The organism is Pseudocitrobacter vendiensis (assembly GCF_943590815.1).
GTDB lineage: Bacteria > Pseudomonadota > Gammaproteobacteria > Enterobacterales > Enterobacteriaceae > Pseudocitrobacter > Pseudocitrobacter vendiensis.
In genome coordinates this window covers 494,025-511,906 of sequence record NZ_CALSBS010000001.1, presented here as the reverse complement: position 1 = coordinate 511,906, position 17,882 = coordinate 494,025, and the positions used below count along the sequence as shown (strand labels likewise).

General features: G+C 49.5%; 11 protein-coding genes and 2 pseudogenes. All 13 read right to left on the bottom strand.

What is annotated here, in order from left to right:
- Positions 1 to 188: 188 nt before the first annotated feature.
- Positions 189 to 557, bottom strand: coding sequence for a hypothetical protein (locus NMC31_RS02325; RefSeq protein WP_253896805.1), 369 nt, complete (start codon positions 555 to 557; stop codon positions 189 to 191).
- A gap of 236 nt (positions 558 to 793) precedes the next feature.
- A complete protein-coding gene (locus NMC31_RS02320) occupies positions 794 to 1,018 on the bottom strand; it encodes a hypothetical protein (RefSeq protein ID WP_149461555.1) in 225 nt (74 codons plus the stop codon).
- Positions 1,018 to 1,506, bottom strand: coding sequence for a hypothetical protein (locus NMC31_RS02315; RefSeq protein ID WP_253896804.1), 489 nt, complete (start codon positions 1,504 to 1,506; stop codon positions 1,018 to 1,020). The genes NMC31_RS02320 and NMC31_RS02315 overlap by 1 nt, the downstream gene beginning before the upstream one ends.
- Positions 1,507 to 2,145: 639 nt before the next feature.
- Positions 2,146 to 2,811, bottom strand: a pseudogene (locus NMC31_RS02310) (VENN motif pre-toxin domain-containing protein); the annotation flags it as partial.
- 78 nt (positions 2,812 to 2,889) lie between these two features.
- Positions 2,890 to 3,165, bottom strand: a complete 276-nt coding sequence (locus NMC31_RS02305; RefSeq protein ID WP_253896802.1) for a DUF6966 domain-containing protein — start codon at positions 3,163 to 3,165, stop codon at positions 2,890 to 2,892.
- Positions 3,162 to 3,359 (bottom strand): hypothetical protein, encoded by a 198-nt coding sequence (locus NMC31_RS02300; RefSeq protein ID WP_253896801.1) that lies wholly within the window; start codon positions 3,357 to 3,359, stop codon positions 3,162 to 3,164. The genes NMC31_RS02305 and NMC31_RS02300 overlap by 4 nt, the downstream gene beginning before the upstream one ends.
- A gap of 237 nt (positions 3,360 to 3,596) precedes the next feature.
- Positions 3,597 to 4,103: pseudogene (locus NMC31_RS26250) on the bottom strand (VENN motif pre-toxin domain-containing protein); the annotation flags it as partial.
- Positions 4,104 to 4,297: 194 nt separating this feature from the next.
- A complete protein-coding gene (locus NMC31_RS02290; protein ID WP_253896799.1) occupies positions 4,298 to 4,495 on the bottom strand; it encodes a hypothetical protein in 198 nt (65 codons plus the stop codon).
- Positions 4,496 to 4,504: 9 nt separating this feature from the next.
- Entirely contained in the window at positions 4,505 to 4,723 is a 219-nt protein-coding gene (locus NMC31_RS02285) for a hypothetical protein (RefSeq protein WP_253896798.1), read from the bottom strand.
- A 540-nt stretch (positions 4,724 to 5,263) separates the two neighbouring features.
- Positions 5,264 to 5,563 carry a hypothetical protein gene (locus NMC31_RS02280; RefSeq protein WP_253896797.1) on the bottom strand — a complete coding sequence of 100 codons (300 nt, stop codon included), beginning with the start codon at positions 5,561 to 5,563 and terminating at the stop codon, positions 5,264 to 5,266.
- Between the two features lie 10 nt (positions 5,564 to 5,573).
- Positions 5,574 to 6,053: a hypothetical protein gene (locus NMC31_RS02275; protein ID WP_253896796.1), complete on the bottom strand. Its 480-nt coding sequence runs from the start codon at positions 6,051 to 6,053 to the stop codon at positions 5,574 to 5,576.
- Between the two features lie 174 nt (positions 6,054 to 6,227).
- Positions 6,228 to 6,692, bottom strand: coding sequence for an SMI1/KNR4 family protein (locus NMC31_RS02270; RefSeq protein ID WP_253896795.1), 465 nt, complete (start codon positions 6,690 to 6,692; stop codon positions 6,228 to 6,230).
- 3 nt (positions 6,693 to 6,695) lie between these two features.
- A complete protein-coding gene (locus NMC31_RS02265; protein ID WP_253896826.1) occupies positions 6,696 to 17,882 on the bottom strand; it encodes a hemagglutinin repeat-containing protein in 11,187 nt (3,728 codons plus the stop codon).

Here is a 17,882-nt window from a genome sequence, read left to right as displayed (position 1 = left end):
ACTTTATTCTTAATCTTATTGCTTATAACTTCCCTACCGATACCGCCAATCAGGTCATTAACCTCCCCAGGGAAAGGAGCAAACTCACCAATTTTTACACCAAACCATGCATCAATAGCTGCACCACCGATAGAACCAGTATCTGGAGCATCAGTTAAAAATGCACTCCCCATAGAAATTCCGACGTTTTATCCAATAGTCCTTCCTGGCGCAAGCATACCTGCAATGCCTGAACTAGCACTACTTTTCCAGTTCCAGCTTTTGTTTTCATTACCAGGCTGACTCAGATCAAACCACTGATAGCTTCCGTTGGCCATTTCTGCAACGACTCCACCACTAATTACCTTGCCAACCGATGCAGCAGGCCCCAAATACCAAGCCCCTGCTATCATGACACCATCCTGATAGCCTTCAACAATAACTTTTGTGATATTAGCACCTTCTGGCAGATCCCCTTTTGCCAGCTTATCCATCCCAACCTGTTTTTGTTCTGCAGTTAGATTATTAGCATCTGCATACTGATTTCTGGATGCTACAGCCTGTCCGTAACCCATCATTCCTGATGGCAGACTGAGCGCATTATTCTCAACAACAACTCTCTCCGGTGCACATTGCTGTGATGATAACGGCTTTTCCCTGTACTTTCAGTTAGTTACAACCGTTTTCCCTGCCGTGCTTCCGGCGCGGCAACTTTTGCTCTGTTGAGCGTTTTTGGCCGCGCAGACGCTACCGCCCCTCATTAACAGGAGAAGCTACCGCACCACCATCATATAGACTTAATGCTTTACCAGACTCACCGATAATAAAAATACCAAAAAACAAATCCAGCAGGTACTCCCATCCAAGTTAGTTTGAGACAAGTAATTAAATCTTTTAACGAAAATGGGAAGCTCTCATTCACATCCCAAGCTAACCATGCCCCTAATAAGCGGCCAAGCATAGTCAGGGCAAACAACGCCAAGCTCATAGAGCAGCATAAGGATAAAAGGTTAAGTAATGACTTAGTGCTATCTTTCATCACTTACCTCCACTATCTTTCAGCTTATCCTGAACCATACCCGATACAGCAGAGTCGCCGACATTACCCATTATTGATGGCAATGGATGCTGCGGTGCTGGTTTCGTTATTGTCCAAACACCAGTTGGAATCCATTCATACTGCTTCGATATTGGGTTTAATTTTTTATCAAATGGAACTTTTAGAACATTACCCGCAGCATAACCAGCCGAAGCCCCTACTTTACTCAGTAAAGACGAAATAAATGGATCATCACCACTGATTTCAGCTTGGTAATAACCACCTACTGCATTCCATGTCACGGTTGGATTATAACCTTTACCGGCAGTAATCCCACCAATCATGCCGGTTCCTATCAGATCTGAAAGTTTCACCTCACCCGTCGTTCCGTATTGCATACCGGCTCCTAATCCAACACCAACCCCCACAGCTATAAGCTGTTCTTTAGTATTATTGACTGCATTGGTGATGAAGGCCTTACCTCCCATTACCGCAACAGGCCATGAAGTTGGATCGCTGATAACAGACAGTAAGCGATCACCCTCTGTAATGTTATCTTTAAGAAACTTAAGGTCTGAGCCGTTGAGATAATTTACGATTGCTGCCGCATCGGGATCCTTCAGTTTTTCATCCAGTCTAAATTGTCCTGATTGCGGGTCATTAGCAACATTCGTACCTCCCTGAATCAGCTCCTCCCAGGTTATACACGCGACACCACCACCAGTACAGGCCTCAGCCAGCTCCTTGCTGTTTTTGTTACTAATATCCAGATACTTCTGAACAACAGATTTGCAGTCTCCGCCAGAAGATTTGCATTCAGTTAATTCCTGATCCAGTCGTCGTGCTTCTTTAGAGCTTAGGTAGTTATTCTCAACAACTATCTGAAGTCAAAATTGATCATCTTTTTAGCAAATTAGCGATCCATAACATGAAACCTGCAAAGCTACCTATATATAGACTTATCTTGCTTAAAAATAAAACAATACTTAATGAAAAAGACATTGGTATTCCTTTATAAAAAAAGAAAAAAATCTCCCCGCAGGCATATAAAACGATCCCTGTTAGAAAAATTGAAACCATGCTAAATAAAATTAAAAAAACCAGAGGAAGAATGAATTTTAGAGATTTCATTTATTATCTCCTCCCTGCTTCATTTTGTACTCTGTATACTTACCTCCAGCTTCTGAAGTGATACTACCGCCAATATCACCAAAAGAGCTGGGAATGCTACTTGGTGTCATTTCTTTTGAAATCCCATAATCTCCTTTCACTTCAGTAAACTGTCTCAAGTCAGCATTAAACTTCGGATCCCAGCCGCCTTTCAACCAGTTAGCGCCAGCGTTAACCCCCCATTTAAGGCTATTACCAATGCCATAACCAAAACCAGCACCAATACCATTTGTAATTGCGCCAGAAACTGGATCGTCATCATTTATCTGATTAGCCAGTGCTCCACCTGCAGCATTCCAGCCAACCGATGACCAGAAACCACTGCCCATCGTGATAACGTTAGTCCAGCCAGCAACTACGGCACTTGTCGGGTCAATGGTGCCATCTGCCAGATAACTGATCCCTGCATTAGCTCCAGCCCCCAATCCCCACATGGCATGAGCACCACCGGGCAAGAGAGCTACACTACCTGTAGCCAAAGCCCCTGCATACGCTTTATTAACTGCTTCGCCTCGCTTACAGGCTGCACCACCAGGAGCATCGTTATAGGAAAGGACATCTGCGCCATGCGCCCGAGTAGCTTTAGTCTGATCGATTTCCGTTCCGAGCAGATTATTCTCAACAATAACGTTTAAGCCTAACTCTTATTTTAATATACATCTACTGTCTGGTGTTTGTTGGAGCCGCTCCAGATTCTTTACTTAGGAAAGAAGGTTGAACAGGTCACTTCTAAGCTGATCCAACTCATCGGTTTCACTCATCAAGACCTTCCCGTTTCTATACAGTACGAGATCGTTTAAAGATCCCATTCCACCATAGAGGTTTCGAAAAGTATGTTTGGTATCATCAGGATCCATCACATATTTTTTAGCCAGTTTAAGAATGCTGGCAGACCATTCTGCATAACCACCAAATTCTAATAAAGTAGCCATGCGCTCCATTTTTTCTACGACAAGTTTTTCTTTTTCAGTAGTCATTTTAATGGCTTAATCTCCATAATTTCAGCACCTTTAATTGCCCAAGCCTTTGGAACAACAATCTGCTGAGTTCCGCCAACATATAAACTATTTTGGGAGCCAACTTCACCTACATAGACTTTTGTTCCTGCAGGTATTTTAATTGCTATTGATGAGTCTATTGGCGAAGTCCCCCCTTCTGGCCATTTTGGCAATACAGCCTTATCAATCCTAGTTTACAGGACACCTTGAGGTGGTTCAGAACTAAAGAACTGCCCAAAAGGCTTATCTGATACCCCCCCCCCACGATACAGGATCGTATCCTCCTTCAACACAACTTCTAGGTATTTTGCTCCACTAAACGTCTTAGCTAGATCATTATCCAAAGGACCAGGCTTTATAGCTGAGTACTCACCAAGAACTTTATTCGGGAAATTTAATACCGTAACTTTTCCTGCATGCGCAGCGGCTGACTCAACTTTAATAGCAACCTTAGCAACTATCTTCTCCGTTACGCCTGCGGTAATTTTAACAGCTCCGGTCCCACCTGTAAGCAATCCAGCTATATCCGTCACCAGCTTACCGCCTTCAACACCCGCATTAAACGAACCGCTGGCTCCGGCTTTCTGGTATTCCGCTTCCATCCGTTCTATACGGTCAATATAAGACTGTTTTACCGCATCTGATACATTACCCAGCACGTCACCACTGTTGAATAGTGATTTCAGCGCTTCGTAGGTTTCAAGAGGACTACTAGCTGTTTTCACAATACCATCAACAACGTCATACAGCCCTGCCGGAACACCCGCGATCATCCCTGCCGCAAAACTGCCATCCTGCCCTAGATCAATCGCCGTCCATTTCGCTTCTGTCTGGGCCTTACAGGCAATACTTTTACATTCTGCCAGCTCTTCTTCTTTTTGAGCCTGCTGTTTCAGGTTCAGATAATTATTCTCAACAATAAGTGTGGCTCCATTTTTCAGCGATTGCTGCCGCGGTTGAGTCGCGTCAGTACGATCAATTATTAATACCCTTTTTCCGGGAGCACTTATGGACCGCCGAAGTTCCTGTGTATAAATGACGAAGCAGGCACTGTATAAGGTGATTACAGGCGATCGATAAAATGGTCCCGACGATTTGACCGGGATCTTGATTAAGTTTTCCAGTGAACATCAAAATCGGCTAGCTGATTTTCAAGAAATTCTTTCTTTTCAAACCAATAGTCAAAAACTTCAATATCATTGCGCAGTACCAAGTAAAAGCCACCAGTTTCTCCATTGGTGTCATCGACTACCTGAAGTTCCCAACCAACGTATTCCCCAGAGCTTACTACCCCTTGCTTTAAGAGCATTCATTATCCTCAGTCTTTAAAAGGAACATGGTTATTAGATATGTATTTACCTGTATCTGGATTTTTTACTCCAAAGTGAACATGCGGAACACCAGGAGCGTGTGCGCCGCCAATTGAACCGGAGTCAATTCTAAATTCTCTGGTTCCATCAGCACTATGATAAACACCAGATCCTGATTTACCTATTTCCTTATAATTTGGTCCCAAAAATTTGAGACCGGCAGCCAATGCTTCATTAGCCGTTAATATCGTAGAACTGGTAAAATTTTTCTTTCCAGAGATGGTTTCTTTTATAACGCTATCTATTTTTGAAGTTGACTTACCGCCTTGAGCAATCCCGCCGCCACCTTTGAGCGGATCACCATTCTCATCAACAATACCCGGATTAAACGGATTTACAGGGAAAACTTTTACCGGGCGGTCACCAGTTTCCTTATCGTGTTCATCTTCATCGATACTGAGCGCATTATTCTCAACAACAACTCTTTCCGGTGCACATTCCCGTAACGATGACAGTTTTTCCTGTCCTTTCCGTGAGTTACAACCGATTTTCCCTGCTGTACTTCCTGCCCGCCAACTTTTTGCGCTGTTAAGAGTTTTTGGCCCCGCAGACGCTACCGCCCGGCGGTGACGCCTGTGTCTGTCGCATCATCATATTACACAGACGAACATCATCGCCCATGGAGAATTTCCACCCTATTTTTTGATTGAACCACAGTACAATTCGCTGTCTAGGTGCTTACATATACAATAATAGGTATCTAAATATTAGTCTGGTATTTGAGCTTTATGCCAAGTATCATCCTTAGAATTCCTCCATGCACACCACCCTAGAGGGAGATCTGCCAAAGCAGTAATGGACTGGTCTATGTTAACGATATTTTGCAAACTAACTAAAACAGCATCATTCTCATTAATTGGCTCTTGAGAGTTTGTATGAAATTGCCAAGCACCATCGTCACTGTCATGAGAAACGTAAGCAATCCATTCTTCTGAAGACACAATTTTCCTATTAGCAATAACGGCCATATTTGGGGGATCATCGAATTGCCAAATTGATTTTTTCATTAATTCTCTCCTAAACTATTTTATTTTTCCTGTTTTGTTCTCGCGACAGAACTTGAGCATTATTATAACTATTTGTACCCTGTTGAATATTCGAATCTGCAGGTTTTTTAGGCACAATATGATCGATTTGAGCCTCATTAGGTGGTGGTGTTACCCCTGACTGACTCTTTCTCGGCATAACTAGTTCTTGCCCATCGAGGTCTGAACGCAACACCCCACCATTATCATTCATATTTTGTTGATAAATTTTTGCTTTTTGGGCCCGAGTGAAGCTCTTTCCTGGCCCAACTGCTGGAGAATCAGTTAGATTTGAATATTTACCTTTAGCTATCCCACCGCCACCTTTGAGCGGCTCACCATTCTCATCTACAATACCCGGATTAAACGGATTTACTGGGTAAACTTTTACCGGGCGGTCACCTGTTTCCTTATCGTGTTCATCTTCATCGATACTGAGCGCATTATTCTCAACAACAACCCGTTCCGACACGATTATTGAGAACGCAGAGGTGTTTTCCCTATACAGTCAGCAGGTTAAAGACCATTTTTGTCAGTGCATTCTGACGCTGGCGGCATTTTTCCCCGACGCAAGTTTTTGGCCCGAAGGTGCCATGCTCAGAAAAAAAACCGCCATCTATCGGCTGAAAAGTAAAAATGATAAATACTAATTCAAGTGAGCCTCAATTCGCTTGTACAAAAACTCATAGAAGTTATTCGCGTAATGAAGTGAACTCCCAGATGGCAATCGTTGAAATATTGGGCATTCCTCATTTTTAAATTGCGAGTAGTCAAAATAGAATATTTCACCGAAATCGGTTTCACTCACAACTAGTTGTTTTTGCTTTGCTGTGCCATTTTTTAAATCAGTTAGATTCTGATAAACAATATCTCCACCACAGACATTATCAAAATCCATGCCATAGATACTATATATTTCCTCGCCACCAATTTCACCGCCGACATACTCTTTTAAAAACATTTTGTAGGATGACGTAAACGGTAGACCAAGAATTTTTTCAGCCTGGTCAATCCACTTGCTGTCAACAGCATTTTCAGAACTACCAAAATCCACTAAATCACTATTATTAGCAATAAGTTTGGCAACATCCGATAACGTAAATTCGCTCATAATTTATTTACCATATCCCGCAGCACGCTGCTGCCAATATTGACTTTTCCACTTATCAAACACTGGCCTATTGATACCCGATGGCGTTGTATTAGGATTTATATGAATGACTGCACTGTTTTCTTGATGGAATGACTGAGTTACTTCCGCAATAGGGCCATTTTGGCTTTGCGTCATATGGTGCAGGTTCACAGATTTGCCATCCGCTCCTATCGGAGCCCTTCCCGATGCCATCCTTTCGATGTTTGTACCTGTCACAGTTTGGCCCTTTTCCTTCCAAGATGACACTTGTTGAGGATCAAAAAGATCATTACGTTGATAAACTTTATTACCACTAAATTCAACTGGTTCTGCTGACCAGAATTTTCTCTCCTGACCAAAGTATTTCGCAGAACTGACATCATCGCTAGCTTTAGAGATCAGTTTTGATGCTGTTTCTAGATCGCCCGCTTTAAGGGCTTTGTCAGCCCCTTTCATCAGAGCACCGACTTCATCACCAAGCCCCGGCATGATTCCGACAACGGCCGCCAGATAGCCTAATGCACTGTCTGCTTCCTGGAAGCTCTTGATATCACCGTAGACAGGGATAAAATCGCTGCCAGCTTCTGCAAATCCTGCAAGCAATTCATCCCGATGCTCGTCCATCTTGGCACCGCAGGCTTCTGCACTGAGCCCAGCGCAGTTCTTCACTTTGAACTCCTCAGTCGCCTTAACCAGTGCATCCTGAGCTTTCTGGTATTTCTCCTGCTGGGTTATCCCTGAGGCTTTGTTCTCGGCGATATCACTAAGCGCATTATTCTCAACCGTATTCTTCCCTGCCTGCGCTCCTGCTGCCGCGCCAGAGATGCTATCACCCGTCAACCCACCTGCAATTCCCGCCGATACCGACGCCAGTGCGCTGACCGTTTGTTTCTGCTCTTCCGATAGCTCCGCTGGCTTCTGCCCCGGGTAAAGAGCATTTGCTATTGCGGCTGCAACCAGCTCACCCGATGCGCCGCCCATCGCGCCGGCGGTAGCACTGTTCCCCTGCAAGGATGCGACCACGCCACCCAAAATTGCATGAGCCAGCGCTTTTGTCGCATGGTCATTTTCATCAATTCCCATCCCGTGACCAATCAGGTTGGCCAGTTCCGGGGCCGACGCGCCCGCCAGTGCACCCGCTATATTGCCACCCGCCAGGCCAGACAGCCCGGCCGTCACGCCCTGGATGGCCCGCTGGATATCGCTTCCGGTACCGTACTGCTGCATCGCATTATCATATGCCTGCTGCGACACCATCTCATCGGTTACGGTTTTATGCTCTGCCAGTAACTGTGCCCGGGCGTTATCCAGTGCTTCAGGGTCTTTTTGTGCCGCCAGCCCTGCCAGTTGCCCCTGTGTTCTGGCAATATCAGACGCCTGACTACCGATGTCCTGGACCAGTTGAACAGCCTGCAGACGTTTCTGTTCTTTTTCCTTATCAAAGATCGGGCTGATGCTGTCGTTGGCATGTTCTGTGTCGCGGCTCAGGTCAGCCACATCCTGCTGCTGATTGGCGGTATCACGTATCGTAATCGTGCCATTACTGACCGCCGCCTGGGTCGTCCCTTCTGCGTGACCACTGTGGCTTAACGCTGAAGCCATCCCCCCGGCCATATTGCCGGTAAATTCCTTACCACCAATATCACCGCCGCCACTAATACTGGCCCCTGCGTGACTGACCTTGTAATCAGCTTTATTACCGATATCACTAAAGCCCAGCGTGCCAGTATCGAGGCTGTTTTTATCCGCTGTCGCCGTCGAGGCAATCACCGCGCCATCCAGTTGGGTATGGTTACCGACTGTAATATCGTAGCCACCCTTACCTGCGTATAACCCGGTCTGCTCCTGCACCGAGTCATAGGTGCTCTTCATCTTGTCCTGGCTGGCGTTGATGTAGCCGGAACCTGTCATCGAGCCAAAAGTAAAGCTGCCACCTGCCGCAAGGCTGTTCTGTTTTGAATCGTAGGCATTGCTGTCCTGCTGACTGATGAGCCAAAGATCACGGCCAACATCTGCCACAATTTGGTCACCGCTGACCTGCGCCCCGGAGAGTAGGGTGTCACGGCCACTGCTGAGCGTCGTGGTGCCGCCGCTATCAAGCGTGGTTTCGGTCCATTCGGTACCGTCGCCTTTTTCATTGCCGTGCGCGGAATTTCCGTTAGCAAAAACGCTAACTCCCCAGCCACCGCTACCCACGCCGATCCCAACCCCAACGCCGCCCCCGCTACTGCTGTTGCTTCCGGTGGTTTTCTGGGTGTTGGCTGCGCCGCTCAGCAGAATATCGTTCTGCGCACTGAGAAGCGTATCGCCTCCGGCCTTCAGCTGGCTTCCACCAATCAGAATGTCACCGCTGTTTACCCCGCCCTTTTTGCCATTGGCAACAATAGAGAGATCGTTCCCGGCACTCAGAGTGCTTCCCGCGATGGCATCACTTTCCTGATGTTGTTTTGATTTACTATGCTGGCTGGTCAGAGACGCACTGATACCAATGGTGTTATTGTTCCCATCTGCCGTACCTTTGGCCGCATCCAGCGCCACGCCCTGACTGGCCTGATATCCCGACAACGCCGCTTTCGTCGTTTGCAGCGCCGCCAGTCGGCTATCACTCTCACTCTTCGCCTCTTTCGCGGCGCTGACGGCGTTGTTGATGGCACCACCCACCGCACCGGAGAGCGCAACTGTCAGGCCACTGGATTTTTGCTCAAATTTCTCATCGCGGGTGCGTTTATCGTGGCCGGGTTCAATCACCACGCTGTCCCCGATAACCGACAAATCTTTCTGCGCGATAATATCGGCACCACCAATATGCGCCTGATTTCCCGCTGAAATCACCACGCTACCGCCCGTCGAGCCCACGGTACTGAAGCTCTCACTTTGAGTAGTACCTGCTTCACGCAGGTCGTGTGTCGTTTTACTGCTGCCAATGGTGAAGCCGATACCGCCGGAGCCCATCAGGCCGCTCTTTTTGGTCTCTTTAAAGCGCCACGATGTATCGCTGTTGGTTGCCGCCAGAATATCAACATTATTGCCGCCGTGCAGCGACACGTCACCGTCCCCCACCACATTTGAGCCTTTCAGCAGCAGGTTGTTCCCCGCCGAAACGGTGACGTTATCACCGCTCAGCAACGTGCCAGCTTCACGGGTGGCGCTCTCTTCCTCGATGGTATGCGTGGTCTTTTTGCTGAGGAACCCTTTTTTGGTTTTGGTCTGTTCGAAGTAGTGGTAACCGCTTTCCGTTGCGGTAGTCAGGTTAATATCCCGACCCGCGCCCACGGCGATATCACCCTGTGCTGTGACCTGCGCAGCCTGTGCATTGACGTCCTGCCCGGCAACGATAGTTGTGTTGCCGCCGCTGGCAATTTCCGTACCCTGCTGGCGTACCGACTCATCAATGACGGTTTTTTTCTTCTCATGCGTACTGCTGCCGCTGACCGTGGCTTCGGCCTGCAGATTCACATCACGCCCGGCTTGCAAGGTAACATCATTTTCTGCAGCGAGGCCTGCGGCCTGAGAGTTAATATCCTGGCCCGCTTTCAGAATCAGGTTACCCCCGGCAGAAACCGTGGTACGTTCAAGCCCGGTACTGTGCGACTCACTGTTCCCGTTACGGCTGTCCTGACGGGTATCTGCTGCATTCAGATTGAGGTCGTTCCCTCCGGCCAGGACCACACTGTTGCCTGCGTTAACGCTGCTCGCTGTCAGGTCAAGATTGTTTCCGGCATTCATACCCAGGTTGCCGCCCGCGCTTATCGAACTGCCCTGCCAGCTCACGGCATCATCGCTGGTCTGCACCTGCCAGGCTGTGGAACGACTGAACGAATCGTTGATCTGATTCGCATTCACCGCGACATCACCCCACGCATTCATCAGCAGATCGCCGCCGGATGAAAGGTTTGCCCCGGTCACGGTGATGTTATTACCGGCGGCGAGCGACAGAGAGTCCTGGGCGTTAATAGCTGCGGTTTCCCCAAGCCGGGTATCTTTAAAGCTCGCAATATCAACCTGCTCCACCAGCGTCAGGTTATTAATATTGCCGTCCAGACTTTCCAGCGCGACAGTCTTGCCGCTAATCGTGGAACTGATGTTATTGATATCACCAATTGCATTCAGGTCGAGGTGACCGCCTGCCTGCATCAGACCATTATTGAGATTATTAATACTGTTCTGGCTGTCGAGAACCAGGTTGTTATTTGCCAGCAGCGTGCTGCCAGAGTTAGTAATATGACCGCCCGTAAGCTGGACATTATTGCCAGAAATCACACTACCGTTATTCACCGTGACGTCTTTCGGTGACAGATAGAGTTTCGGTATCATGACGGTTTCACCGTTGATGACAGCGGTCTCCCACCACAGCATACTGTGCTCAAGTGAAGACACCTGCTCTGCCGTCAGAGCCACGCCAAATTTCAGCCCCAGCGACTGCTGTGCGCTGGCGGCGTTATCCATCAGATAACGCATTTGATCCAGCTCGGAACCTATACCGTTAATGTAGCGGCTACCCGTCTGGTTCAGCATGGCGTTACTGACATAGCGCGTATCAAAAGCGGCATCACCCAGGAAACGGTAATCATAATCCGGGTTCAGGTTGAGGCGGCCAAGCATATAGGATGACCCCAGGAACTGGTTTTGATCCGTATATGCGCTGTTGGTTTCACGCGGTACATCGCCAGGTTTAATACCCAATAAAGCGTTCAAATCAGCAAACAAATTGGGATCAAGCTCCCCGAGGCCATTGAGTTTCGGGTTGACGTTGATAAGGTATGGGCTTGACGGATCGTCGGAAACAACAAAGTAACCGTTCTGCCCTGAGGGCAGCGGATACGCAGTGGTATCAACCGTTTTTCCCTGATTTTGCCCGGAGACATCCACCCCATTTGCACCAGGATTAACCGAACCTGTCAGTTGGCCGAGACTGGTATTGCCTTTTTGTGTGCCTGAGATATTACTCAGTCCGGCGTCGGATACCGCCCCATTATCGAGCGCCCCACCGCCATTGATCTGCTGTAGCGCGTTTTGTAGCTGGTCATTCCATTGCGGGGAATTAACGTTGACCGTTCCGCTATCAACCAGTGTCTGTTTTTGGACGCCGTTACCGATTGACTGCTGACTTATTGAATTCATCGTTGGTGCAGAGAGAGTATTGCTGACGCGTCCGGCATTAGCGATCGCGGTTTCGTTACCTATAGTATCCGTGAAGTTTGCCGTTACATCGCCACCAGCCTGAATCACTGCACGAAACAGCTCGCCATTTTCAGTCTCAGTAACAATGCCATCCAAAATATAAGGCACATTATGTTCGTAAGTAGTATCGCGATGTGTCGGCGAATAGGTACCTGAAGATGAGGATGGGGAACCCCCAGTGATCACACGTTCATACTTATAAACGGCGTATTCAGTAAAGGTACCACTCTGGTAGCTCTGATTATTGAGTGTCTGGCCTGTCAGGTTGATATCATTATTCGCCAGGATTACGCTCGCCTGGTTGTTGAGTTGACTCGCAACAATATGAATATCGTTACCGGAAGCAATACGTGCACTGCCACCCTCTGCACTCACAATCTGTGCAGTCTGGCTCAGTGCAAATTTACGCGTTTCATACCCTTCCACCGGGCGATAATAGAAATGGGTATCCTCATACAGGAAGCAGGGTTTGCCTCCGCAGGAACCCGCCCCATCATGAGTATAAGTGCTGTATTTATCCTGAATTAATGTCTCGAGACCCAGGACAGCCACCGGAATATCAACATCCGATTGCCCAATCCAGTCGTAGTTTGAGGAGAGATCTGTCGGCTGCGTTGTTGACTGCAAACCAGCACGTTCATTACGCAATGCCGCCGTCTTAATGGTGATGTCGCCGTTTTGCGTCTCAATGGTGCCGGAGGTATTCACAACTTCAACGTTAGCATTGCCTGCCGCATCTTTTTGCATCCACAGATGATTACCCGCCAGAATATCGCCACGCAGATTGGTAATACTGTTGGCATAAAGCGCAAGGTTATTTGCGGCATACAGCAACGCCGTATTGATAATTTCGCCCGGCGCATTAAGCGTCAACGAACCCAAGGTGCCGGTAAAGCCATCGACCGAAATATTGCCTAAACTGGTCACCGCAATATCACCGCCACCTTGCAGCGTTCCCGCTGCATTCAGCAGGACATTGCGACCGCTGAATGAACTCGCATCGCGACCCGTCGTTATCTGCCCGTTGTTACTGAGTTGCCCGCCAGCGTGCAGATTGACTGCCTGCCCCTGCATAACACCCTGGTTATCAATTGCACCATCGCTGGTGACAGAAAGTGTTTTCCCTGCGGCAAGCGTATTTTTGGCGGTAAAGGCATTAACCAGCTTCAGCGTTATATTTCCCAGCGCAATCACCTGACCGAGAGGATTCAGACCCGTACTCTGAACCGACAAATCACCGCCGCTTAACAACGAGCCTGCGGCACTCTGGTTAACCTGAACGGCATTAACAAGAAGTTGCGACGTTCCCATTAACGTGCCGTTATTGTTCAACTGGCCGTAATTGACTGTAAGCTGGCCTGCCTGGGTTGTGCCCTTATTCGTGAAATCGCTGCCTGTCAGCGTCGCATTATCCGCAAGCCAGTTCCCGTCATTACTGGCCGTTGCAGCATTAACGATAAGATTCGTCGCCTGCAGCCAGCCCGTCCCGGCGTAGTCTGGGGTGGTGAGCGTCAGCCCCGCGCCGGCAAGCAGTTTGCCCTCATTATGCAGTCGGGCTGTGGCATTAAGGCGGCTATCACTGCCACCCTGAATTAATCCATCATTGAAAAGAGAGGACGTATTTACCGTCATCGCCTCGCGGCTGACAATTTCTCCGTCAGTATTGTTAGTTAAATCGCCACCAAGTGTCAGCGTGGTGCCATTATCGCCCTGCAACCTTCCACTGTTGGTTAACGCCCCGGAAGTTACAGCAAGCACCGCGCCCTGAATTTTACCGCTATTAGCTACGGACGCTGCGTTCAGATCCAGCACGCCACCGCTTAACAGACTACCAGAACGCGCCTGGCTGACGGCCCCACTCATGGCTAATGTCAGACCGTTTACACCACTGATCGCCCCACCGTTATCGAACGAGGTTCCCTTCAGCGTAAGGTTTTTGGCGGCCCACTGCCCTTGGTTAGCTAACGAGAGCGCCTGTAGAGCCGCATTACCGAGCGCCGTAATTTTACTTCCTGCAGAAGACGTTAAATGATCGGCGAGCGTCAGTTGCAGCGTATCGGCGCTCTGAATTGCACCGCTATTATTCAGCGACCGGGCACTGAGTAACACCGATTGCCCCTGCCATATTCCGGCATTGGTAACGTCTGCGGACGTCACTGTCAGCGCGCCCTGCGTCAACAATGAGCCACCCGCTGCGTTAATCAGTTCCTGTTGTGATGACGCCATCGCCACCCGAGCCGTCAAATTCTCCCGCGCTTCGAGCGTCAGGCTTTGCAGGCCCGTCAGCGTTCCCTGGTTGTGGATACTATTCTGGTGCGCCGCCAGCGTATTTCCCTGTACTGTCCCGCTGTTCGTCAATTGCTGACCGTCCAGCGTAATACCACGTTCACTCAGGATCTTACCGCTATTATCAAATTGCGGTGCAACCAGCCGCATTGTTCCCTGACTCATCAGATCGCCCGGCGTAGTGAGCGTATTACTAACATCAGCCGTCAGAGCACCAAGGCTAATCAGTGAGCCATTATGCTGCCAGTCATTTGCGACAACGGTAACGTTCTGCCCCTGTAAGGTGCCTTGTGTTGTCATATTCCCTGCATTGAGGGCAAGCATACCGCCGCTCAATGTGCGGGATGCAGAACCGGTAGCAAGGGTATCGCCAGTCAGTGTTAACCCCTTCATCCCCTGCCACAGGCCGGTATTACTGAGCGCCCCGGCTGTGAGCGAAAGCGTATCGCCTGCAATACGTCCGGCGCTGCTCAGGTTATCGGCCACCAGCGACAAAGCACCACCACTTTGAATCTGCCCCTGGTTTATAAGCTGCCCGGTCAGTGCCCCTTGCATGCCGCTCAGGCCATTAAGCACCCCGCTGTTGTTCAGCGTCTTTGCCGTTAGCGCAATCGTATCGCCCTGCATCACACCCGTGTTATCCACCAGGCTTGCGTCCATCGTTAGCGCTTTGCCCGCTAACCATCGGCCTGTCGGGTTCGTTGTGAGGATATCCGCAGTGACCGACACATTGTCATTCCCCTGTACCAGGCCATCGTTACGAATTGATGTTCCGCTCAGCGTCATATTTTGGGCGGCCAGAGAGCCGTCATTTTCCAGTGTGGCAGCGCTGACTAACGCATCGTGCTTCGCCAGTATCTGCCCCTGGTTGTTTAACGCATCACGCATCTGCAGATCGACACTGTCTGCCTGAATATTGCCCACGTTAGACAACTGCGCGCCTTCCAGGGTAAAGCCGTTGTTAACCAGCAACAGGCCGTGGTTTTCCAGCTTGTCGAGATTCAGAACCAGCCCCGCCCCACTCACTATTTGGCCCGGTTGAGCATTCAGCACATTCCGGGAAGTGAGCTGTAATGCACTATTTCCCTGCACAAGACCGTTGTTGGTCAGTTCCGGCGAGCCGATGATGAGCGATTTTGCCGCAATGGTATTGTCGTTAAACAATCGGGATGCAGTCAGTTCAAACAAATTCTGGCTAAGTAATTTCCCCTGATTATCAAGCCGCCCGCTTGCCACAATCTTCAGGTCATTTTGTGCCTGAACACTGCCACTATTTTGCAGGTTGTCAGCGGTGATCGTCGCCGAAGCACCTTCCACCAGGCCGTTATTTTCGAACTGATTGGCATTAATCAGCAGCTCCTCGCCCCCAGTCACCTGAGCGCCAGCAAGGTTACTGAAATGGCTACCGTTCCAGGCGAGAGTCTGGCTTGCCTGCAAAATCCCGCTATTGTTCAGATCACCTTGCAGCTCAAGGAGCTTCGCTGCCAGCATCCCCTGGTTATCAATACGCGTGGCCGCCAACACCATTTTTTGCTGACTTAACACTTTCCCCTGGCTGGAGAAGAGATCGTGAACCGTAGCCGTTACGCCCGATTCACCTAACGCATTTCCACTATTAACCCATTCATTTGTCTGCAGCGTCAGGGTATCTCCCTGTAACAACCCCGCATTATTAAACGTCTGACTGGTGAGATTTAACGCCCCGACGGAGAGCAGATTTCCGCGGTTATCCATGGACTGGCTGTTCAACATCATGCTATTCGCCGCCAGTAAACCGGCGTTATCGAGATGTTGCCCTGAGATGGATAGGGCATTCCCCGCCAGTAAACGACCTGTAGCGTCGTTTGTCACCGTCGCATAATCGTTTTGCATACTGATGCCGTTGATCTCACCTGCATTCACCAGGCTGCTACCGCCAAGACGTAAATTGCCATCCGTCGTGATCAACCCGCGGTTAGTCAGACTGGGAATATCCAGCGTCAGTGCAGCAATACTGTAGAGCGAACCGCCACTGAAGTTAGTTAATTCACCCGTTTGCAAATACAGCGCCGCATTGCCCTGCATCAGGCCACTATTGGTGAGCCGCTGGCTGGTAAGATTCAGGCTATCAGCCACCAGCGTGCCGTTATTGGCGATAGTGTCTTGCGCGTTAAGATAGACAGTTCGGGCATTCGATTTACCGTCATGGGTCAGCGTATTCGCTGCCACGGTAAATTGATTATTCGCGGCGTGGGTTCCGCTAAGGGAGGCAATTTCTGTCGTCAGCGTCAGATCGTTTCCACTTTGTACCTGCGCGCTGGCGGCGGTCGTCACCGATTTAGCGTTGATATTCAGTGAGTCCGCTGCATTGAGTCGCCCTGTAACACGGACATCCTGTTCGGCGACAATCGCCAGTGATTTCCCCTGCGCAACCCCGCCGTTATTCAGGCTGCTTCCCCTAATGCTCGCAGCTTCCTCAGCACTCCACTGCCCACTGTTACTCAAAGATTTTCCGACAACATTAAGCTGTTTTCCGGCAATAATACTTCCTTGAGTAGCGATACTTTCACTGCTGGTGAGCGCAATATTTCCAGCAGCATCTGCCTGAGCTACGTTGTTCTGTATGAGCGTTTGCGCATTGGCTGTCAGATTCTGGCCTGCTGTAAGCTTGCCGCCGTTCTGCGTGAGCCGTCCATTAGCACTTAACTGTATGTTTTTATCACTGACCAGCGTTGCGTTATTCAGGGCGATAGCGTTCTGACTGCTGACAAATACGTTCTCGCCCGCCTTATGATCGCCACTTAACGCAATATCCTGCCCTTGTGCCGTCATCGCTCCACTTGCCAGGCTGTTTTTTACCGTCAGCTTCCCGTTCGCATCCAGCGTAATATCGCCCTGCCGCGCATTCAGGTTCCCCAGGTTAACGCCCAGCCCTTTTTCGCTGGAAACAAGGTGAATACGGTTGGCATACATGCCCCCCAGCGCACCGGTATCGACGGCAACTTTTGGCGCATCGCCTTCACCTTTCAGCGCAGTGATTTCACCGCTGGCCGATACCCGATTGGCTCCGGCGATGACCTTTAAATCTTTCGCATGCAGCGCGGCGTTGATTTCCGTGGCTCGGGCGATAATCGATACGGCGTCGCTCTGGCTGCCATCCAGCCCCAGCCCTTCTATGGTAATGCTGCCTTTTGTGACATCGAGCGACTGGAGTTTACCGTTCGCGTCGAGCACCGGCTTTCCGGTAGTCAGCGTGGCGTTAGGGGTATTGATAAATCCGCAGCCGTTACAGGTGATGCCATAGGGGTTCGCCACGATCACGTTAGCCGCTTTCCCCGCCACTTCGGTGTAGCCCTGAAGCTGCGAGCGATTCGTGCCGGTCACTTCGTTGATAATACCTTTGGCTTCCTGCCCGGCTTTCAGGTTGGGGTTATTCTGGATAAGGCCGCCAAGCTGGGTCTGATTCAGCTTGCCGGTGGCGTTATTGAGGATCAGCCCCTCTTTGCCAACGTTGTAATCGTGATATTTGTTGTGCGAAATACCGGACTGATTTGGCGTGGCGATGTTTACAACGGGCACACCGTTGCCCGCTTTATCCATCTGCGTATTGCCGGATGGGGTGATGGAGGCCGCAATGGCCGGGAGCACAGGCTGTGTAATCAGCAGCAGGCTGAACAGCCCACTCACGACACGTTGGGAAAAACGAACCTGATCCTTTTCCAT